General features: G+C 54.5%; 14 protein-coding genes and 2 pseudogenes. 8 read left to right on the forward strand and 8 right to left on the reverse strand.

What is annotated here, in order from left to right; genetic code table 11:
• Positions 1–232: 232 nt before the first annotated feature.
• Together KRAC_RS12370 and KRAC_RS61375 are read right to left on the reverse strand one after the other, a co-directional pair.
• On the reverse strand, positions 233–1177 hold the full coding sequence (locus tag KRAC_RS12370) for a Rieske (2Fe-2S) protein (RefSeq protein WP_007907379.1): 945 nt from the start codon (positions 1175–1177) through the stop codon (positions 233–235).
• A 113-nt stretch (positions 1178–1290) separates the two neighbouring features.
• Positions 1291–2256, reverse strand: coding sequence for a methyltransferase domain-containing protein (locus KRAC_RS61375; RefSeq protein WP_007907381.1), 966 nt, complete (start codon positions 2254–2256; stop codon positions 1291–1293).
• A 283-nt stretch (positions 2257–2539) separates the two neighbouring features.
• Here KRAC_RS61375 and KRAC_RS12380 point away from each other — a divergent pair, with 283 nt between their 5' ends.
• From KRAC_RS12380 to KRAC_RS12400, 5 genes are all read left to right on the forward strand, one after another.
• The gene (locus tag KRAC_RS12380; protein WP_007907383.1) at positions 2540–3421 is read left to right on the forward strand and encodes a mechanosensitive ion channel family protein; all 882 of its coding nucleotides are present in this window, start codon (positions 2540–2542) and stop codon (positions 3419–3421) included.
• A 130-nt stretch (positions 3422–3551) separates the two neighbouring features.
• Entirely contained in the window at positions 3552–4940 is a 1389-nt protein-coding gene (locus KRAC_RS12385) for a dihydrolipoyl dehydrogenase family protein (RefSeq protein WP_007907385.1), read from the forward strand.
• 176 nt (positions 4941–5116) lie between these two features.
• On the forward strand, positions 5117–6091 hold the full coding sequence (locus KRAC_RS12390) for a diacylglycerol/lipid kinase family protein (protein ID WP_007907386.1): 975 nt from the start codon (positions 5117–5119) through the stop codon (positions 6089–6091).
• Between the two features lie 39 nt (positions 6092–6130).
• Positions 6131–7015: a phosphatase PAP2 family protein gene (locus KRAC_RS61380; RefSeq protein ID WP_007907388.1), complete on the forward strand. Its 885-nt coding sequence runs from the start codon at positions 6131–6133 to the stop codon at positions 7013–7015.
• Positions 7016–7219: 204 nt separating this feature from the next.
• Positions 7220–9352, forward strand: coding sequence for an LTA synthase family protein (locus KRAC_RS12400; protein WP_007907391.1), 2133 nt, complete (start codon positions 7220–7222; stop codon positions 9350–9352).
• A gap of 63 nt (positions 9353–9415) precedes the next feature.
• On the opposite strand, the gene KRAC_RS12405 is transcribed toward KRAC_RS12400, so the two are convergent.
• The 5 genes from KRAC_RS12405 to KRAC_RS12425 form a co-directional block, all read right to left on the reverse strand.
• Entirely contained in the window at positions 9416–9844 is a 429-nt protein-coding gene (locus KRAC_RS12405; RefSeq protein WP_007907407.1) for a PPOX class F420-dependent oxidoreductase, read from the reverse strand.
• Positions 9845–10011: 167 nt separating this feature from the next.
• On the reverse strand, positions 10012–11574 hold the full coding sequence (locus KRAC_RS12410) for an MDR family MFS transporter (RefSeq protein WP_007907409.1): 1563 nt from the start codon (positions 11572–11574) through the stop codon (positions 10012–10014).
• A gap of 194 nt (positions 11575–11768) precedes the next feature.
• Entirely contained in the window at positions 11769–13982 is a 2214-nt protein-coding gene (locus tag KRAC_RS61385; protein ID WP_007907411.1) for a protein kinase domain-containing protein, read from the reverse strand.
• Positions 13983–14209: 227 nt separating this feature from the next.
• Positions 14210–14842, reverse strand: a complete 633-nt coding sequence (locus tag KRAC_RS12420) for a vWA domain-containing protein (protein WP_157506397.1) — start codon at positions 14840–14842, stop codon at positions 14210–14212.
• Entirely contained in the window at positions 14742–15974 is a 1233-nt protein-coding gene (locus tag KRAC_RS12425) for a substrate-binding domain-containing protein (RefSeq protein ID WP_040442426.1), read from the reverse strand. Before KRAC_RS12425 ends, KRAC_RS12420 begins: the two co-directional genes overlap by 101 nt.
• Positions 15975–16801: 827 nt before the next feature.
• On the opposite strand from KRAC_RS12425, the pseudogene ltrA reads away from it, so the two are divergent.
• Positions 16802–18606: pseudogene (gene ltrA, locus KRAC_RS12430) on the forward strand (group II intron reverse transcriptase/maturase).
• Positions 18597–19756: pseudogene (locus KRAC_RS79465) on the forward strand (RNA-guided endonuclease InsQ/TnpB family protein). The pseudogenes ltrA and KRAC_RS79465 overlap by 10 nt, the downstream one beginning before the upstream one ends.
• A 37-nt stretch (positions 19757–19793) precedes the next feature.
• Here KRAC_RS79465 and KRAC_RS12440 read toward each other — a convergent pair.
• The gene (locus KRAC_RS12440; protein WP_007907417.1) at positions 19794–20279 is read right to left on the reverse strand and encodes a nuclear transport factor 2 family protein; all 486 of its coding nucleotides are present in this window, start codon (positions 20277–20279) and stop codon (positions 19794–19796) included.
• Positions 20280–20498: 219 nt separating this feature from the next.
• Here KRAC_RS12440 and KRAC_RS12445 point away from each other — a divergent pair, with 219 nt between their 5' ends.
• Positions 20499–21416, forward strand: a complete 918-nt coding sequence (locus tag KRAC_RS12445; protein ID WP_040442428.1) for an alpha/beta fold hydrolase — start codon at positions 20499–20501, stop codon at positions 21414–21416.
• Positions 21417–21497 lie beyond the last annotated feature (81 nt).

The raw sequence follows: 21497 nt of genomic DNA on the forward strand, positions 1-21497 counted from the left end.
TAAATTGAATCTAAGACATTTCTTAGAATTCTTTGCATATAAACTCTACATTAAACTTTAAACATACAAAATTATAGTATACAAAACAGCCAGAGAAGCCGGAGAATCCAGGTAGAGAGGTTAGATAAGAGTAGATGAGAAAAGGGGAAAAAGGGAATAGGGTAAGGGCGTGGTGGTGGATGGGCCGAGTCCACCCACCACCACGCCCTTACCCTGTGTAAAGCACCACAGGCTAGGCGTGCTCGCGACGACGCAACTCGATTTTTCCTTCGCGCACACGGACATCAAAGGTAGGCTGAGCGTAGACCGCGGGACTATTTACAACGCTTCCATCGCTCATGCGAAAACCTGAATTATGCCAGGGACAGTAGACGACGCCAGCCTCACAGCGTCCCTCGTCCAGCGGCCCACCCAGGTGCGAGCAGGTCGCGGCAATAGCATAGGTTTTTCCATTACTCTTGTAGAGAACGGCGGGAATTCCGGCTGCATCCACACGCGTCAGCTTATTCTCTTCCAGCTTCTCCGCGTCTAGCACAGGCACAAAATCATCTGAGCCGCCTTCAGGGGCCACGCGATTGACGCCAATCGCGCTGGAATAAGCGAGCTCGCCACCCAGGTAGGCCGAGTAGAGCGAGATCGTCAGCCCCAGTGACGAGAGCGTAATTGCCGTTTTGCGTTGTCCCGTCACGCGCATAATCGCCGAGCCAATATTGAGTACTGTGACGCCGCTGTTGAGCAGGGCGTGCCAGATACCGGTCCGGCGCTCCGGACCATCGGTATCTACCCAGTTCGATGCCCCCGTCAGGGCTGCGCCAGTCGCGCCTGCCAGGCCAAGCCAGAGCGTGATATCCGCGCTACGAGCGATACCATCATCTTCATTCAGCAGCCAGGCAAAGTCCAGTACCTGCGTGGCGGTCCAGGCTCCTAGCGGAATCGTGACAATGGCTGGATGCACCGGGTGACCAAGCCAGACGCCGTTAAGCATATCCTTCACTTTGTAGGACTGCTCACCTGGCTGGCCAAAGAGCTTATGGAGCCAGCCCTGGACCGGGTTAGCCACCTTCTCTAGCCAGGGCATACGCTCGATAAGCTCGGCATTGTACTTACGCAAGGCTGGACTACGGGGTGGCGTATCAATCCAGCTTGTCGTCGTTGGAGACTGTGTTTCTGCAACCATGTATCTCTCATCCTTTCGAACATACACTTCTGATCCGAAAACTCTGGGCGCGAAGCGCTGCTAGGCACGCAAGTGACGTTGGGTTTCGGGATAAGATCTTTGCGCAGCTGGCACTACACCTGAAGCCAGCAGTACTCACACGGGGGATTGAGGCCAATAACCGAGAAAGGAATGTCCGCGCTCTGACGCGTCAGGACATAGCGCGCAACCTCGTGATTGTGTGTGTAAAAACGCCTTGCGCACTCCAGGGCAGCTTTTTGCGAACGAAAGCGAACACGCATCTCCTGATCCATAGGGAGGGTAACGTACGTAAAGCCATGCTCCTCCAGCCAGGCGCGGTCCTCGTACCGAGGCCAGATGAGCACGATCTTGCCACCAGCGCGGGTTACACGCTTCAATTCGCTCAGTCCTGGCTCACCTCCCTGTCCCGGCAACGTCGTAAAGGCGGAACAGGAAAGCGCAAGGTCCACACTCTGATCCTCTAGCGGGAGATCCTCAAAGCTGCCACTACACGAGACAAAGCGCGAGGGCTGAGGCATATGCCGCAACTTCTGCTCCAGGATGCAACGTAGACCCGGAGAAGGCTCGACTGCATAGACATGCGCCGCGCCATAACGCAGGCACTCAATGGTCGCCCGTCCGCTCCCAGCTCCAACATCCAGCACCTCTTTCGCGCGAATGTCTGGCGCGAGACGCGGAAAGATCTCTGGGTGCAGGTGCTCACCCTCCGTCAATTCCTCGTACAGTTCGGGCGTCTTCCAGTACGTCAACTCCCAGAAGAGGCGATCTAGCAGCAGGCGTCGCGCGTGCTCGACGTCCTCTTGTGAGGGGCAGGAGCGGCGCTGCACATGCTGAAGTTGCGCCCATTGAGCAGGTGAAAGACAATGCGCAATGCGCCGCAACAGGCTCTCAGGAGCACCACGCAAGCTCAAGGCCAGGGTCTCAAAAGGTACGCTCGCATGCTCACCCACACATACCCGTTGCAGCGTGGCATCGTCAAATACTTCCAGGTCCGCAAGGTCAAAGGGATTGGCGAAGAGCGTGCTTGTGTGAACCAGGGCCTTTTCCTCAAGCGACATACAACATCCTTCCCCCGTTTCCAGGCGGGAACACCCGTTTTTTTGCGCGCACGACACCCAGTACACGCAATTGCGTGAGCAATTACAAAAGCACATCACAAGGCAGAGGAGACGCGTAGCAACTCCTTTATCATGTACATCACGAACAGCTTTATGGAAAAGTTTCTTCATGCCAGAGGTAATACAACGTAAACACGACTATAAGAGAATGACTATACTAAATATGCTATCGATAGGTACACGTCTTTCTGATCCTCGTATGAGAGAGAGAAAGGAGTTTGCAGTGAACACGATTGGCAATTGGGGCGCGGCAGTATGGAACTCCCTGGTGGGGGTCTTAGCCGCTGTCTTTGCCTTTATCCCCAAACTCGTTGGTTTCCTGGTAATTCTCTTAATTGGCTTTATCATAGCCAAAGCATTGGAGAAGGCTGTAGTCTGGCTTTGCCACCGCGCAAACGTCGACGCGGCATCCGAGCGTGCTGGTCTTGTGAACCTGGAGCGACGCCTGAATACAGATATAAATGTAGCCAGGCTTCTAGGTAGAGTTGCCTTCTGGTTCGTCTTTTTGATCTTCCTTGTGCCCGCATCCGACAGCCTCGGACTGCCTACAATCAGCAATCTACTCAGTACGATTGTTGCCTACATTCCAAACGTCTTTGTAGCCATTCTCGCGCTCTTCCTGGGCACGCTCCTCGCGACCTTTGTGGGAGATCTCGTTTTAGGAGCGACAGCATCGAGTGGCGTTGGTAATCCGCGCGTCTTCTCGACCATCACACGCGTAGCTATTATCGCGCTTGCAACCTTGCTTGCGCTCTATCAGCTTCAGATCGCGCCAGCCATTCTGCAAACCCTGTTTGCCGCCATCGTGGGCGCGCTGGCTCTAGCCTTTGGCCTGGCCTTTGGCCTGGGTGGGCGTGAATCTGCGCAACAGCTGCTACAGCGCACAGAGGGCCGTTTTGGTCGTCCCACTACAGCACAGGAGCCGATGCAACCTCCAACCGGCGCCTATGGTCCTGAAGGGCGCCCCGGCATGGCCCCTGGCGGCATGACAGGCGGAACAAGTGGCATGAGTCCCGCTCAGGCAGCCGCCGCGAAACAGGCCGATGAACAGCTTCAGCGGAGATCATTCTCACAGCAACCCTATCGTGATCAACCACCACGCTAGGTGAAACGATTGTATAGTCGTGATATAGAACCCTACCATACATAACGCTTGCTGGCATCTGCTGAGAAACGCGAGAGGCATGCCAGCAAGCGTTTCTGTCTCTACGACCTTTAGAAAGGCAGATGCAGCAATGACCCTTACGCGCTATGATCTCATGGTTATCGGGGCCGGAGCGGCTGGCAGCAGCGCGGCGAACGAGGCGGCAGCTCACGGCATGCGTGTTGGATTGATTGAACGTGACAAATTGGGAGGAACCTATCTCAATTATGGCTGTGATCCGACCAAGTCCCTCCTGCATATCGCCAGCATCCGTCACCAGGCTCAGCAGGCCGCTATGTATGGGATACAGATACCCAGTGCCGATGTAGATTGGCCCGGCATCCAGCGCTACGTCCAGGGCGTGATAGAGCAGGTTCGTGGTGGCACGCCCATCCAGACACGCGAGAAGCTGCGCCAGCGTGGCATTGAAGTTATCGAGGGCGAGGCCGAGTTCATCTCAGAACATGAGATGGGCATAGGCGGTCGCCTCTATGAAGCCGCGCGCATCATTATCACCTCCGGCAGTCATACCATTACCCCACCCATTCGGGGACTGGATCACACGGGTTTCTTGACCAATGTTGATGTCATGAAGCTCCCACAACTACCACACAGCTTGGCTATCATTGGTGGTGGCCCCTTAGGGGTTGAGTTCGCGCAGATGTTCCGCCGCTTCGACGTCGAGGTAACGCTGCTGGAGAGCAAGCCAACCCTCCTAGAACACGAGGATAGCGAACTGGTCAAGCTCCTCGAACAGGTGTTGCGCCAGGAGGGCGTCCAGATCGAGACGGGCGTTACACTACAGCAGGCCGAGCTTACCCCTCAAGGGAAACGCCTGCGCTTTCAAGACGTGTCCAGGCGCCTGCGCGAGCTAGATGTCACGGATATACTGCTGGCAACAGGACGCGAACCCAACCTGGCCCCACTACACCTGGAGGCAGCGGATGTCCGGTCAGACAACAATCGCATTCTCGTAGATGCGACCCTGCGCACCAGCGTTCCGCATATCTGGGCGGCAGGCGATGTTATCGGAGGGATGCGCCTCACGCATGTCGCCAGCGCACAAGGTAAGGCCGCAGCCCGCAACGCCCTCGCGCATCATCCACAGAACTTTAATCTCCAGGTGGTGCCCTGGGTCATCTTTACCGATCCCCCCCTGGCACATGTGGGAAGCACAGAGGAGCAGCTACGTGCCAGTGGCATCCCCTATCGCGTGGGGCGTACCTCGTTTAAGGAGAACGCACGCGCCATCGTCAATGGACGCACCACCGGACTCATCAAGCTCCTGATCGACGAGCAGAACCAGGTGCTCGGTGCTCATATCCTGGGTGAGCGCGCCGACGATCTGATCACACCTATTGTCCTGGCTATGCGCAATAATCTGGGTGTCGAACAGCTGGCCTCGACCACCATCCAGTATCCAACGCTCAGCGAGAGCGTTCGCTGGGCCAGCGTGCGTACCACCCCTGGCAAAGGCTAAACCGGCCTTTCTGAGGCCAACCCGGCTGCACATCCGTGTTATAAGCAGAGCTAAGCGAGCTTCTAGATACTGCCTATTCGGAAACCTGAGCGCGAAGCGCTAGTCACGACAGTGACGTTGGTTTCCGCATAAGAGCATAAAAAGAGCAAGAGAACACGTATGGCAGAGGGAAGATTATGCGCGCAACCATCATACGCAACCCGACCTCCGGTTCCTCACCTATGGCGAACCAGGCGGTCCCGGCAGGACAGAATGAGATCGAGGATCGCATCCTGAACAATCTGCGTCACTATAACATTGAGGCAGAGGTACGCTATACCACAGCGGATGATCCTGGCGCGGGTCTCGCGCGCGAGGCTGCACAGGCAGGTATTGAACTCGTCATTGCCGCTGGCGGCGACGGCACACTCCACTCGGTCGCTAGCGGCATAATAGGCAGTAAAAGCATTCTCGGCATTCTTCCATGCGGAACTATGAATAATATCGCGCATAGCCTGCATATCAGTGAAGATATTGAAGATGCCTGCCAGATCATCGCCGAAGGGAAAATCGGCTGTATCGATGTGGGTTCCATCAATGGCCAGATCTTCCTGGAGGTATCCGGTATCGGCCTGGAGGCTGCCCTCTTCCCCGCGGCTGAAGACATCAAAAGCTCAGGCTTTCGCGAGACGATACGAGGCGTGACCAATGGAATACACACACTCTTCTCTTTCCACCCGGAACGCGTGAAAATCACCTTTGATGATGGGCATACGCGTAGCTACCGCGCGCTCCAGGTCAGCGTCTGTAACTCGCCCTTCTACGGGGCACATCTCCAATTCGCGCCCCAGGCGGTTATGGATGATGGCTATCTCGACGTTCTTATTTACCAGAACTTTAGTAAACTGGAATACATACTACACGCCATCGCTATCAGCCAGGGGCAGCGCGTATTTGAGCCAAAAGTGAAACGCCGGCGCATCAAAAAGCTGTATATTACAGCCAGGGCACCCTTGTCGCTGCACGCAGATGGCGAACAGATTGGCACGACGCCAGCCAAAATTGAGATTATCCCGGCGGCGTTACGTGTGCGCATACCACAGCGAGTGATCGATAGCACAAATATCTCGCAACATCAACCTTTGACGCCTGCTCGACGTGCCTATACATAGGACACACGCATCACCACCATCTAGAGGGGAGTACACTGTATGCCCGACAAGTTCAGGCTTTTTGATAAAGCTAATAAGATCATACCCAATGTTACCCCACCCAAGGAGGCAGCCGCTCCACCACCGTCGCCACTGCCGGACCTGGCGCCCGTGGTCAATGAGGCACAGCGCAAAGCGGCGGAGACATCGTATTCAGGCCGGAAAGCAGTCTCACGTGGCACCATGTATATGGCCTTCTATCTCTGGTTGCTCTCTGGCGTTATCATTCTCTCATTTATCGCCCAGCGCACACAATTCTTCCCGGGGGATATGACAATCACGGCCCAGCTACAGAAACGGCGTCAACCCTGGCTCCGTCGCTTCTTCTATGGCGTCTCAGAGATTGGCTTTCCCAAGTGGGCCGTGCCCCAGACCGTGGCGGCGGCGGGTATCTTCTGGGCCTTGCGCTTCCGCCTGGAAGCTCTCTTTATCCTGCTCACCAGTTCCTCGACGCTGCTCAACGCGATTGTCAAACGCGTGATCAAGCGCCCACGACCCACGAATGAGCTTGTGACGGTGGTGCGCGTCATCAACGAACCCAGCTTCCCCAGCGGCCACGTTATGCACTATACCAACTTCTATGGCCTGCTAACCTACCTGCTGGCCTCCAACTGGCGCAGTGGCAAAATACGCAATACGCTTATTACAGCCTGCCTGCTTCTCATCGCCTGTATTGGCCCTTCACGCGTCTACCTGGGCGCGCACTGGCCCAGCGATGTGATGGCTGGCTATATGTACGGCGGCCTCTGGTTTACCGGCCTGATGGCCCTCTACCTGCGCGCCAAGGCCTGGATCCATCCACACTTCGGCACCTCGCCTGAAGCAGCCAAACCACTTCGCCAGCCCGGTCATGCCGATGGCGACGATGACGATGATGAAAAATAGGGGGGGGGAGAAATAGTAGTATAAAAAGAAGGTGGGCAGATACCCCTCTCTTTTTATACTACTATTTCTCCCCCTTATATGCTATACTCTCCTGTGGTAAAAGAGTATTCATAATGTAAAATACTCTTTAAAATGATTTAACAATTCATTAACATTTGTATGACAGTAATTCACAGTAACAGCAGAGAAAACAGAGGAGGAACGATGCGCACATCTAGCTGGCGCGCCCATCTACCCCACCTTGTCACACTTGTAGGACTGTGTCTCTTATCGCTGGCAGCCGGTTTTGCATCGCCCACTTCGGCGATTGCCAAAACCAAAGAGAATACCTGCCAGATCAATTCTCCCCAGGGCAATGTCAAACACGTTATCTATTTGCAATTCGATAATGTACACCTCTCGCGCGATAACCAGAATGTCCCTTCAGACCTGGAGCAGATGCCGAATCTCCTCAACTTCATTACCAGTCATGGCACGATGCTCTCAAATCAACACACACCTCTCATCGCGCATACCGCAACCAATATCCTGACTACATTGACAGGCGTCTATCCAAACCGGAGCGGTGTACCTATTAGCAATAGCTATCGCTACTTTAATCCCGATGGCACAAGCAATCCCGCCGTCTCCTTTGCTTACTGGACCTCGCCTCTCTACGATTACAGTACCACAACGCCCAGCGACACCAAATACACTATGCTGGATGAGAAGGGGAATAATACACCAGCTCCCTGGGTCTCATACACGCGGGCCGGATGTAACTTTGGCGCCGTCGCAACTGCCAATACGGTACTGGAGAATATTGGCGTCGATATTCCTACCGTCTTTGGTGCGAACTCGCCTGAAGCGACTGAGGTGAAGGCCAATCCCAACCAGGCCACCGCTGACTACGTTGGTATCGCTGTCCACTGCGCGCACAGCTCTTCTGTCTGCGCGAAAGGTCAGGCAGATGTACTTCCTAACGAGCCGGGTGGCTATACCAACTATCAGGGGCTTTTTGGCCATAAGTATGTCGCTCCTCAGATCAGTCCCGACCAGCCTCTCACCGACCTGGATGGCAATGTGATTCAAAGCGCGAACGGAAACGTTGGTTTTCCAGGCTTTGATGGCATGAGTGCTTCCACGTCGCTGGCCTACGTGGCCGCGATGCAGGAGCATAACATTCCCGTCACCTATGCCTATATCTCAGATGCACACGACAACCACGCCGGCGCAGGTGCCTATGGCCCAGGCTCGGCGGGCTATGTCAGCGCTCTGAAGTCGTATGATGAGGCCTTTGGCAAGTTCTTCCAGCGCCTCAACGCCGATGGCATCAATGCCAACAATACCCTCTTCGTCTTCACTGCCGACGAGGGTGATCACTTTGTGGGTGGCGCGCCAACACCCGCCAACTGCGATGGCGTCACTGTCCCCTGCTCTTACAGCCAGATCGGCGAGGTCAACGTAAACCTGACGGGCCTGCTGGCAACACAGAAACAGAACACCACGCCCTTCTTAGTACACGCGGATTCCGCCCCTAACTTCTACATCACCGGCAATCCCAAGCCTGGCGACCAGGTGACGCGTAAGCTGGAGCAGGATACAGCTAGCCTCCAGGTGACCAACCCGCTTACCAATCAGGATGAGAAGCTCACCAACTACCTGGCCGACCCGGTCGAGATGAATACCCTGCATATGATCACCTCGGACCCGGCTCGCACACCCAACTTTACCCTGTTCGCCAAGCCCGATTACTACGCGTCAACAGGCGCTCCCAACTGCAGCAAGCCCTGCGTCTATGAGAGTCCGGGTTTTGCCTGGAATCATGGCGATGTCGCGCCAGATATCAACCGCACCTGGTTGGGCCTGGTGGGTCCCGGCGTTGCACACCTGGGCATTAACGATAACATCTGGGCCGACCACACCGATGTACGTCCCACAATGATGCTCCTACTGGGCCTCAAAGATGACTATCGCCATGATGGGCGTGTACTCTTTGAAGCCTTGAACGAGAAGGCGCTCCCAGCCGCCGTCCGGAACAACCGCTCCTTCTACACCCGGCTGGCCCAGTATTACAAACAGATCAACGCACCTGTGGGTGACTTCGGCCTGACAACGCTTGAGATCTCCACGCAGGCTCTCGCCAGTTCCTCAACGAATGACGAAACCTACCAGAATCTGGAGCAGGCCATTACCAGCCTGACCACGCAACGCGACGCCCTCGCCTTGCAGATGATTACCCTGCTTGAAAACGCCGAGTTTGGCGGCAATAGCCACCACAACGAGGCCAATATCCAGCAAGGAAATCTCTTCAATCAGGGAGACGCGCTCCTGCGTAAGACGCATACCATTCGCTAGCATCACCACCTATAAACTGAGGAGGGCATCCAGCTGGATGCCCTCCTCAGTTTATAGGTAGTATTATTCGGCAATGTTCTCTTCGAACAGAATCTTTGTTGGATGCAGACGCACCACCAGCTCCCCCGGCACGCCGTTGCGCTTGCCGTATTCCGCGGCACGATCCTGACCCATATAGCGGCCACCGATGACGGTTGCCCAGTGTACTAGCTCCTGCGGATCCTCACTAAAGCTGACCGTTCCCTCGACCTGGGCGTAGGAGTAGGGCGTGTTTTCGTCATCTACGCACATGCTTACGCGCCCATCGTGTCGCATATTCTTTGCTTTAACGGTTTTATCGCCCGTCATAAAAATAATGTCGTCGCCGTCCACGTGATACCAGACAGGAACGACATGGGGCCGTCCATCAGCGCATACTGTCGCCAGTTTGCCTGTGCGCGTTTCATGCAGCAGAAACGAGCGCACGTTGGCATCAAGGATTTGTGTCTTCATCAACAGGTCACCTCTTCTCAACGTAGTATATGGTAGTATTGAGCCGTGTTGGCCGACGCTGCTAAAGCATGCGTCTACATATAATGGCGCGATATGCCCCGTACCATTATATGTAGACGCGTGTTTCAGCAGCGCCACCAATCCCTCTTCACTATACCTCTCACACCTTAGCCCATATCTACATGCACCACTGGGGCAGAAACAGGTACCTCGTCTACGCTTGCCTCACGATAAGCATGCTCCTCGGCACGACCGCGCGGCACATACAGGGCCACGATAACGGCCCCCGCCGCCACAATCGCGGTCAAGAGATAGACCCAGAAGAGGCTCTGCATCAAGGCATCTTGCAACTGGGCCAACAACGAGGGAGAGAAGAGACTCCGCGTCTCGGGACGCACCAGCAGATTGGCTGGAGAGTCCTGGGCCGCCGCATGACTAATTCCTCCAGGGAAGCGAGCCAGGATCGTCGCGAAGCGCGCCCCCATTTGCGCGTTAAGCACAGTTCCCATGACCGCAATAGCGATTGTGCCACCCATGGTACGGAAGAACTGCGTGGCCGCAGTTGCTACACCGCGCACATTCCAGGGCACCGAGTTCTGCACCGAGAGAATATAGACATTGCTGATCAGGCCCAGACCTGCGCCGATGGCGATAATGGGAAAGATCGCCAGGATATATGAGGTCTGCGTGTTAAAGAGAGCGACACAGAGCGCGCCCACCATTGACAGCAGAGAGCCCAGGATCGCAGGAAAGCGATAGCCCATGCGCATAACGAGGCGTCCACTCAGGACAGCGGCAATAGGCCAGGAGACGAGCAGCGGCATCAAGATCAGGCCCGCCTCGGTCGCTGAGCCACCCCGCACGCCCTGCACATAAAGCGGCAGGTATGAGCTGACGCCAAACATGACCGTTCCCAAAATCACGCCGCCGATGCTCGCCAGCGTGACAAAGCGATTCTTGAAGAGCGCGAGTGGCAGTACAGGTTCGCTCGCCCGCGCCTCCACCCGGAGGAAGAGCGCCAGCAGTAGCACTGCCACGGCGAAGAGACCTATACTCTGTGGCGAACCCCAGGCCCAGGTACTGCCGCCCTCTTGAATCGCAAAGAGCAGGGCCACCACGGAACCAGTAAGGGTCGCCGCTCCCATATAGTCCAGCCGGTGCTTCGAGCGCGTGACGTTCTCTTTGAGGGCAATGATTAGCAAGAGTGCTGAGAGGAGACCAAAGGGAATATTAATATAGAAGACCCAGCTCCAGGAGAGGCGATCCACGATCACGCCACCAATGGCGGGACCAATGATACTGGAGAGTCCCCAGACCCCACTGAAGAGGCCCTGTACTCGCGCCCGCTCCTCCAGGACAAAGATATCACCGATAATCGTCAAGACCAGCGGCTGCACCGCGCCCGCTCCCAGGCCTTGAATGGCGCGAAAGATAATCAACTCCACCATGTTCTGGGAGAGGCCACAGGCGATTGAGCCAGCCAGGAAAATGGCCGTGCCACCTAGGAGCAGCAGTTTGCGTCCATACAGGTCCGCGAGCTTCCCATAGATAGGTACCGTAACAGTAGATGTAAGTAAATAGATAGAAATGACCCAAGCATATAATGTGACGCCCCCGAGCTTCCCCACAATGCTCGGCATGGCCGTTCCTACAATTGTAGTATCCAATGCTGTCAGCGCCATCCCCAACATTAACCCAATCGTGACTATAATTTTTGCTTGCTTTGTCATAGAATCCAGATCCCTCTCCATCAAGCAACAGAAACACAAAAAGATGTTGTAAAGAACTCTTCATTCTTCACAACATCCTACCGGGGTCGATATATTCCCCTCCATAAGCATGGCCTTCGCGCCTGCGGCGCTCAGAGGTAAGGTATGTCAGGTGGTGGGCTTGCGCGACATGGTAGGCTCCATGCTGGCATGGGCTAAAATTGCCAGGTATGCATCCCTCCTACACTATCGGAGGCAAGCAACTGGTTATTCTTTGACCAGGAGAGCGAAAGAGCCACCCCTCCGTTGGGAATGCTCAACGCCCTCTGTACTTGCTTGCTGCTCATATTCCATATCTGAAGAGAGCTATTCCAGTGGGCCGAGGCGAGAGATTCTCCATCAGGAGACCAGGCCAGGGCCGAGACACGATCCTGGTAATCGCGAAACGCAAACATCTGCGTTATGCTACCATTTTCGAATGTTCCAACATAGATTGTGTCTTCGTCTGCATAAGCAATAGACTTGCCGTCCGGGGACCAGGCCAGGGCCTGAGCGCTTCCGCTGCTTGGAGGCAAAGATCTACGGGTCTGCACCTCGGTTATGACCATTCCATGGTTCGCAGCGTGGCCAGAAGCTAGGTATCTACCATCTGGAGAAAAGGCGAGTGCCTGCGCTGGCCCATACTGATCAATAGTCCACATACCGTCACCATAAGAACCAGGCTGAGCCTTCCAGACCTGGACAGGGCTATGCTCATCAGCTGAGGCGATCCACATTCCATCTGGCGACCAGGCCAGGGCGATCACCCGGCTATTGTGCTGAGAATATTGATATATTGCATTCTGCTGCCCCACATCCCAGATACGCACAGTTGTATCATAGCTGCCCGAGGCCAGATATTTTCCATCTGGCGACCAGGCTAAAGACGAAACTTTGCCTGTATGCCCGCTTAGTTGGTACAGCGGATTGCCACTGGCGTCGCCTATTGTGATCAGACCCTCCGACGACGCTTCAGCCATAGCGAAACGTTGCCCATCAGGCGCCCAGCTTGCGGCAAGAGCGCCATTCTGCAATACCCCTTCATTACCTGGCTTATCTGATACGGGCACTCCAGGTTTGGAGCCAGGCAGAGCAGCTCGGGCTTGCAATAGGAACGAAGAGAGGCCACAGAAGCCTACAGCGCCTACGGCGAACATGCTCCCACCAATCAAGAGCGCGCGGCGCGAGAACGGATTACTTTTGGGAAGAGAGAAATAGGTCTCAATCTTTGTCCCCTGGGGCTGTGGCTGAACAGGGGAGAGTACCTGAAGTTGCTCCTGGCGCGGGCGATATGCCGAGGGGCGCAACACCTGCCTGCGCTGCATCACAGCCTCGACCGAGATGGGACCACGCGAGCGCGCTGGCACTGGAGCTGGTTGAGGCGCCAGGCCTGGCCGTACAGGAGAGGCCTGGTGGGGAACCCCAACTCTGGCATAAATACCGGGAGGGCATTCGCGCGCGATACGCTGCAAACCCTGCTTTACCGCCGTCATATTGGCGGGACGCTTGCGAATATCCGTATCCACCATCGCCAGGAGGAGTTCGTTCAGCCCCAGGTGTTCAGGCACATCCAGGCGGGCGAAAATAAAGGGGGTCAGCGAGGGGTCTGTACCGCTGATGAGATGATGCAGGGTCGCGCCCAGGCTATAGACATCGGTCTGGGGGGTAGACTGCTTCTTGCCATACTGCTCGGGGGCCGCGTAGCCCGGCGATCCCAGAGCGATGGTATCCTTCGTCTGCCCCTGCTTGAAGAGACGCGCGATGCCAAAATCGATCAGGTAGATCTGCCCTTCAGGGGTGCGCATCACATTAGCGGGCTTGAGATCGCGGAAGATAATGGGCGGCTGGCGCGAATGTAGATAACCCAGCACGGAGCTAAGCTGAATACCAATCTGGAGCGCCTCCGACACGCTGACCTGCTTGCGCGGACTCCGCTCCTGGTACTCCTCCAACGCCACTCCCTCGACAAAGCTCATGACCAGGTACCAGCGTCCACCCTCGCTAAAATAGTCAAAAATACTGGGGAGACCAGGATGGGTGAGTCGGGCCAGCAGGAGCGCCTCGTGCTTAAAAGCCTCCTCAGCCTCTTTGAGCTCCTCCAGGCTACCATTCGTCTCCATCTCTTTAATGGCTACGAGCCGATCGCCAAATTCGCTATCCTCTGCTTTATAGACCTTGCCATAGCCACCGCTACCAATATGCTTGAGGATACGATAGCGCCCCTTCAGCACCCGTTGCACATTCGGAGCGGGAAGCACCACTGCGTGCTGGACCGCGAGCAGAGACTGGCTCTGCTCCTTCGTCCCATGACCACAATGAGGGCAGAAGCGCGCATGTGACGGATAGGCCGCGCCACAATGCTGGCAAAATTCATGTGCATCGGAAGCCATGACAAGCTCCTTATAGAAGACATTTTTAAAAGCATGAAAAGCGAATATATCTCTGGCAATGCAGTTTACAACCAATGTAGTATATTTATTTCTAATACGCAAGGACAGTGAAGTAGTTCACAAAACAGAAGGAAATTTGGGCATAGAGGTTTTCAAGAGGCTGGTCGATGCGGCTATAGCCGCATCGACCAGCCTCTTGAAAACCTCTATGCCCTAACACACCACTCTTAGAAGAACTCGCTGATCTGGTTATAGACCTGGCGAATATTCTGGGGTGTGCCTGCGTACTCCTGGCCGCCACCGGCCTCGGCGATCTGCTTCAATGCGTTCTCGTCGATATCCTGCGGATTGCCATAGGCGATGGTGAATACCTTGACGCGATTCCCGGCGTTGCGGTCGTCGCTGGTGGGCTTAATTTTATTGAGTAGTTCTTGTAAGTTCATCTGCTGCACGGTGTCCTGGCCATCCGTCAGGACAATGACGGCCTTGATATGCCTGGAGGCCTGGCTTTGTAGCGCTTCGAACTGCTCATCAATGGTATTGTAGAGCCGTGTGCTGCCGCCGGCTTGAATGCTCTTGATCTGTTCCAGCACGTCCTGGCGCTTAGGGCCGAGCGCGTCCACGGGGGTGAGCGTCTGCGCCTCATCGCTAAAGGATGTTACGCCCAGGCCATCGCTATCACCCAGCAGGTTCACGAAGTCGCTGAGTCCCTGTTTCGCGGCCTCAATCTTGCTGCTCCCTCCTATAGAATCATTCATACTACCTGAGCGGTCCAGGATCAGCATCACATCTACCTTGCGCTTCTGCTGATTCCAGGAGTCTTTGATGGCGTTCACGGTCGAGACCGAGGGGACCTGCAACGCTCTGCGGCTGCTTGGGATCAACGCCATGCTGGCTGTCAAGGGGGGCCGCGACCGGGACCTCCAGTTTGGCAGGACGAAAGCCATAGCTCAGGGCCTTTTGCTGCTGCGCCTTGTCGAGCAGGAAGTCGCGCAACACCTGGGCGGCCTCCTTTTTGGCCGGGCTCACCCAGTTCGCCTGCAGGACGGCAAATGGATGGTCGCTGTAGAAGGTTCCCTCTTTGGGGTAGATGGCGACGACCGGATAGGGCAGGTGACCATAGATCTGTCCCTGGTTGGCCTCCACCACCAGGCTTTCATACATGACGGCGGCGCTTAGATAGTTCGGGCCTCCCTTGAACATCTTATCCGCGAAAAAACCCGTGCTGTCGCCGTAGTGAATCACAGAGCTCTCGACATTGGCGACAAAATCTTTTGTCCACGCCTGCTCAATATCAGTCTCGCTCAACGCACCTCGCTTATTGACGGCGGCATAATTCTCAGCGATCACGGCATCCAGGCCAGAGTTGGAGTAGTCAGGATGGGTATGACCAAACTTGAAATCTCCCCATTCAGGGTGGCCGTAGCTGGCCCAGCCACGCGGATCGGTGCTGATTTTGGCGATGTCACTCCAGCCAATAGGCCGCTGAGGCCAGCCCAGGGCCTCGGCCTGGGGCTTCCACATCGCGATCACGACAGGACTATTTACCAGAGGCGGTGTCGCATTGGCGCCCCCGTCAATGATGTCGCTACTATGCTGCTTACGCCACTGATCATTGAGCAGATTCAACCAGATCGACCCTGCCGGGCTCCAGACATCGGGCTTGATGCTGCCAGCAAGAATCTGTTGCATAGAGGCGCCGGAGCCGATGGGAACCGCCTGCACACTAATGGGACCATCGCAGGCCTTCAGGCCACGCTGATTAAAGTCGGCGATGACATCGCGCATCCAGTTCTCTTTCTCGCTGCCATAATACATCGAGAGGGTAACCGGCGTAGAGCTTCGCTGAGTACAGTTCAAGCCATTCGCTTGAGTGGCCGATGTCTGCGCATTCTCCCAGGGCAAACCACAGGCAGAAGAGAGAAGAAGAACAGCCAGCAGATACCACAAAAGAGAGGATACACGCAGTGTTTGCTTGCGATCACGAAACATATCTATCTTGCTCCTAAATTTTTGGTAGGAGGTGTGGATGGTGCTGGCAGTTGGAGGCTGCCAGCACCATCCACACCTCCTACCAAAAACATTTATCAAACCGTGCCAGAAGACCCCTGTTTTGAAACATGGGGATGAATGGCGCGTTCCTTTTGTGTGGGAGAGAGGATGGAAAGAGGTATTGCCTTTTTACACTGTAACTGCTACACTGTAACGTATGAAACAGAAACGCGCTTTCAAGTATCGCCTGTATCGTGCGACCCGTTTTGCTCCAAACCATGATAAATGGGGGACGAGCAGCGGTGTTTTTTTTTTGAAAGACACTGACAACTGTTTCTCTGACGAGAGGCGCAATTCCTCTCTCATTCGATAGGAATGGATAGCATCATCCCCACTGTAGCGACTGGCCCTCAATCAGTGAAGCGGGATGAAACGGGGGATGCCTCATAAACCTGATATGAGGACACCTTCTAGCTGGCTACTACGGTGAGAAGCCTGTCTAACAAGGCAGATAAAACGAATGCATGACTGAACCATCGTTACGGAAAACTGGCTTACGCAGGATAACAAGCCAGCCCAAAACGGGAACGAGTCGAGTACACAATGGAGATGGTACAGCTCCATTGCCTATCTGTCAGGACTCCGGTGGAGAATGCACACCTACGGTAGCGCAAAACAGAGCAACGGAACGGAGTAACCGCGTGTTTGCTCTCATGGGGGTCGATACCATGAGCAGGTGCCAACCGCAAGCAGCACGACGGAAGGATTGTCCAAGAAGCGAATGCCTCTCGGAAAGCGAGAGGATAGGCTGACGTGGACACAGTTGTATGGAAAGTAGAAGATCAAGTACGATAGCAAATAGGAAAGCACCCAGGATCAAGAAGAAAATTGACCCTGAGAGTGAGGCTTGGAACAAGTTGCCCTGGCGCAAGTTTGAGCAGCATGTCTACCGCATCCAAAAGAGAATCTACCGAGCCAGTCAACGTGGCAATCAACGTGCAGTCCAAAAACTTCAAAAGCTCTTGATGAAATCGGAAGCAGCAAGGCTTCTTGCTGTACGCCGCGTCTCACAGGATAACCAGGGCAAGAAAACAGCGGGGGTTGATGGAGTGAAGAACTTGAAACCTCAACAGAGGCGACAGGTGGCATCGCTCATTCATCCCAAACAATGGCCGCAGAAAGTAAAACCAGTCCGAAGGGTATTTATCCCCAAGCCTGGAAAAAACGAACAACGGCCTTTAGGGATTCCTACGATGTATGAGCGCGGACGACAATGTCTTGTGAAATCCGCGCTCGAACCAGAATGGGAAGCTCGCTTTGAGGTGAACAGCTATGGTTTTCGCCCTGGACGATCCTGTCACGATGCTATCGCAGCAATCTTTCTGGATATCGGAAAAAGGCAAAATATGTCCTTGACGCTGACATCCGGGGCTGTTTCGATAACATTGACCAGACAGCACTCTTGAAAAAACTTCAGACCTATCCACGTCTGAGACAGGCCGTCCAGGCCTGGCTCAAATCGGGAGTCATGACAGAGGGGGAATTCACACCTACAACCAGCGGAACCCCGCAGGGTGGCGTTGTCTCTCCTTTACTCATGAATATAGCGTTGTACGGGCTGGAAGAGGCTCTCAAAGGCGTAAAGAGGACCCCAAGGGATAAACCCCAAATGGTACGATACGCCGATGATCTAGTGGTCTTTCATTCAACGCTAGAAACCATCCTTGAAGTGAAAACAAGAATCAATGACTGGTTAAAGGACATGGGACTGGAACTGAAGCCAAGTAAAACGAGAATCACCCACACACTCACACCCTATGAAGGAAATGTGGGATTCGAGTTTCTAGGATTTTCCATCCGGCAATATCCGGTAGGAAAGAACCGTACAGGGACCAACTCACAAGGCACTCCGCTTGGCTTCAAAACGATCATCAAACCGAGCAAAGAAGCCGTCAAACGACACATAGCCCAGATGAAGCAGCAAATCAACAAACGGAGATCAGCGCCGCAAGGACAACTGATTAAGGAACTTTCTGCCATCATCAGGGGATGGTCCAACTACTACAGAACAGTCTGCTCCAAGGCTGAGTACAGTAGATGTGACTACATTCTTCAGCAACAGCTATGGTCGTGGGCAATTCGTAGGCACCCAAACAAAAACAGACATTGGATTAGGCAAAGGTACTGGAAGAGAGGCGAAGGCCAATACAGCATCTTTGCAACCTCCGAAGATTATGACCTGAGAAGGCATGATGCGACGAAGATCCAACGACATGTCAAAGTAAAAGGTGCTGCCAGCCCCTATGACGGAAACCTCATGTATTGGAGCCAACGACTGAAAAACCACCCAACAACGAGAGGAACACTGGCGATGCTGCTTCTGAAGCAGCAAGGCAAGTGTAGATGGTGCGATTTGCAGTTCCGCGAAGGAGATCAAATCGAGATAGACCACATCACTCCTAAAAGTGAGGGAGGAGGAGAGGAACTGAGTAACAAGTGTGCTCTCCACCGACATTGCCACGACCAAAGACATGGTACCCATAACAAGGGCCATATGATTGAGGAGCCGAGTGAAGAGAAATCTTCATGCTCGGTTTTGCAGACGAGCGGATGGGGCGACCCATGCGCTTAGTTTATCCCACACCAGAACAGCGGCAGATGCTTGCTCAAACCTTTGGGTGTTGTCGTTTCGTCTATAACTGGGCATTGCGCAAGAAAACCGATGCCTATTACAAGGACCACCAGCGACTCTACTACAAAGAGTTGAGTCTCCTGTTGACTGACTTGAAAAAGCAAGAAGAGACGCAATGGTTGAACGAGGTTTCCAGTGTGCCATTGCAGCAAGCTCTTCGTCACCTGGACAAAGCGTTTCTCAACTTCTTTGAAGGACGGGCCAAGTACCCCACCTTCCACAAAAAGCGAAACGCGCAATCGGCTACCTATACAGCCAATGCCTTCACCTGGCGCAATGGCTCTCTTACGCTTGCCAAGATGAGCGAACCTCTCCAGATGGTGTGGTCGCGTCCTTTGCCAAACGATGCAATCCCTTCGAGTGTGACCATCTCCAAAGATGCGGCTGATCGCTACGCGCATCTCTCTGCTGGTAGAAGAGGACATTGTGCATCTGCCTTCCAATGAGAAGGCGATAGGCGCTGATCTTGGGCTGAAATCCTTTGTGGCCTTGTCCTCTGGGGAAATTGTTGGCAACCCCAGATTCTTCGCCAAAGATGAGAAGCATCTGGCACGCGCTCAGAGACGACATGCCAAGAAGAAAAAAGGCAGCAAGAACCGAGACAAGACACGCAAGAAGGTAGCGCGTCTTCATGCCCATATCGCTGATCGACGCCGTGATGCGCCTGCACAAGCTCTCGACACGACTGATCCGTGAAAACCAAACGATCTGTGTTGAGTCGCTGGCAGTCAAAAACATGGTCAAGAATGAGAAGCTCGCCAAAGCGATAAGCGATGTCGGATGGTCTGAGTTTGTGTCCCAATTGGAATACAAAGCCGACTGGTATGGTCGAACCCTGGTCAAGATTGATCGGTGGTACCCTTCCAGTAAGCGCTGCTTCGAGTGCGGTCATCTTCTCGACGCTCTCACGCTTGATGTGCGTGAATGGATCTGCCCTGAATGTGGTGTCCATCACGACCGTGACATCAATGCAGCAAACAATATCCTTGCCGTGGGACTCACGGTTCATGCCTGTGGAGAGAGCAGAAGACCTGGAGCGGTGAAAACCAAACCAGGCAGTTCTCGACGAAGCAGGAAAGCCTCGAAGTGATTCGAGGAATCCCCCCGCTTGAGCCGTGGGGAGGATGTCAATGTTTGACACCGTTGCGCCTGAGATACAGGCTATAGATCCACTCCGCCACGGCCCTCGGCAAGACGTTCAATATGGGTACGATCTGCCGGATTACGGCCAGGTGGTCATAGCTTCCCTGCTGGCGCCAGATCTGCTCTTCTTTGAGTACAAAGACACTCTTCCCTGGGGACTGAAAGGGCTTGCCACCCAGGCCCAGGACTCGGGGACCAATCCCGCTGGCCATCCAGGTCACTTCAAAGGTATCTCTTTCGCGCCTACTGGTCGTCTGCTCTGTATAGGTAATGGTTGGCGTGCTACGGAAGCGCCAGCGAAACCAGTTCTCGATCTGGCTCTTACCCCGGCGCGGGCCCGGCATACCACTATCAAATAGCTCGGCCTCCGCCGCATAGAGAGCCACCAGAGCCTCCACATCATGCGCGTTGAAGGCCGTAATCCACTGCCGCACTGTGGGGTGCGATAAATCCGTCGCATTCTCGTTCATCTAATACCAGCTCGTCCTTTTTCTAAAATACCAGCTCGTCCTTTTTCTGTTAGGCACTTCACAGGAGAGGTGTTACACCACTCATACTTTCATTCACACCTTTGTCGTATTATATACTAAGCAAGATGGAAGCGATTGGGCAGTGTTACCTACTATAGCTGCCAATTACATAGATGTCACTCTATTTACCAGGAGTATGGAGTGTCAGGGAGGTTTTGCTTGAGTGCTCTTACCGCAGCCCAGATCGATGATGCTACCTTTCACGAGGATGTCGCATATATTGAGTCGTTATGGCAACGTACCTCTATTGGCAACCTTGACGTTCCTCTTATCGATCACGGTCAGGGCACACCCCTGGTCATGGTTCCCATTCTTGAACACCTGGAGTTTGTCTATGCGCGCCAGGTCCGTGCGCTTAGCCAGCAGCGACGCGTGATCCTCTACCGCCGGCGCGAGACACGCACCACACAGACCATCAGCCTGGCCGCGCGCGTTGAGGAGCTTCGGGGCGTCCTCGATGGCTTACATCTCGACCAGGTGGACCTGCTCGCGCATGGAGATGCCGCGATGGTGCTGCTCGAATTTGCCGCGCGCTACCCCCAACGCTGCCGCTCGCTCACTATCATCGCGCAGGGAGCCGACTACCAGATCGCTCCACATCCCTTCATCTGGCTGCTCCATGAGCTATATGTGCGCACTCCTGTCGAGTATATACTCCCCGCCACGTTTCTGCGCCGTACCGTCATTAACTACATCATGGCTCACGCGCCAGGCAATACAACCAGGCCCGCCCTGCCCCGCCATCTCATTGAGGAGCAGTTTCAAAAGATCGCGCGCTGGCCCTTCGTTTATAAGTACTCGGTCCTACCTGTCATCCACTATTTTGAGATGCGCCAACGCATCTCAGCACTCACTATGCCTGTGTTCTTGATCAATCGCGCCGATGACGCGCTCTCCCCAGAATACAAGACGCGCTGGATGGCGAAGCAATTGCCTAACTGTGCCGCGTACCACGTGGTACCAGGAGCCGAGCGCTTCTTTATGTATTCGCAGGCCGAAGTTGTCACGCCACTCATTGAGGCCTTTCTACAAGGAGAAAACCCACAACGCCCGTTACCACAATCGCAGACCCTGTGACACTCTCTTGACTATTGTCCCTGTAGTGGTGGATTCACCACTTAGTAATTCCTCATTGGTGGTTCTAAGAACATAGAGGGA

The organism is Ktedonobacter racemifer DSM 44963 (assembly GCF_000178855.1).
In the GTDB taxonomy this organism is placed as follows: Bacteria; Chloroflexota; Ktedonobacteria; order Ktedonobacterales; family Ktedonobacteraceae; genus Ktedonobacter; species Ktedonobacter racemifer.

Bases quoted from the DNA above. Each gene is read 5' to 3' on its own strand.
- KRAC_RS12410 (WP_007907409.1), bottom strand. From the start codon at position 11,574: ATGACAAAGCAAGCAAAAATTATAGTCACGATTGGGTTAATGTTGGGG.
- KRAC_RS12440 (WP_007907417.1), bottom strand. From the start codon at position 20,279: ATGAACGAGAATGCGACGGATTTATCGCACCCCACAGTGCGGCAGTGG.
- KRAC_RS61385 (WP_007907411.1), bottom strand. From the start codon at position 13,982: ATGGCTTCCGATGCACATGAATTTTGCCAGCATTGTGGCGCGGCCTAT.
- KRAC_RS61380 (WP_007907388.1), top strand. From the start codon at position 6,131: ATGCCCGACAAGTTCAGGCTTTTTGATAAAGCTAATAAGATCATACCC.
- KRAC_RS12370 (WP_007907379.1), bottom strand. From the start codon at position 1,177: ATGGTTGCAGAAACACAGTCTCCAACGACGACAAGCTGGATTGATACG.
- KRAC_RS12385 (WP_007907385.1), top strand. From the start codon at position 3,552: ATGACCCTTACGCGCTATGATCTCATGGTTATCGGGGCCGGAGCGGCT.
- KRAC_RS12400 (WP_007907391.1), top strand. From the start codon at position 7,220: ATGCGCACATCTAGCTGGCGCGCCCATCTACCCCACCTTGTCACACTT.
- KRAC_RS12405 (WP_007907407.1), bottom strand. From the start codon at position 9,844: ATGAAGACACAAATCCTTGATGCCAACGTGCGCTCGTTTCTGCTGCAT.
- KRAC_RS12425 (WP_040442426.1), bottom strand. From the start codon at position 15,974: ATGTTTCGTGATCGCAAGCAAACACTGCGTGTATCCTCTCTTTTGTGG.
- KRAC_RS12390 (WP_007907386.1), top strand. From the start codon at position 5,117: ATGCGCGCAACCATCATACGCAACCCGACCTCCGGTTCCTCACCTATG.
- KRAC_RS61375 (WP_007907381.1), bottom strand. From the start codon at position 2,256: ATGTCGCTTGAGGAAAAGGCCCTGGTTCACACAAGCACGCTCTTCGCC.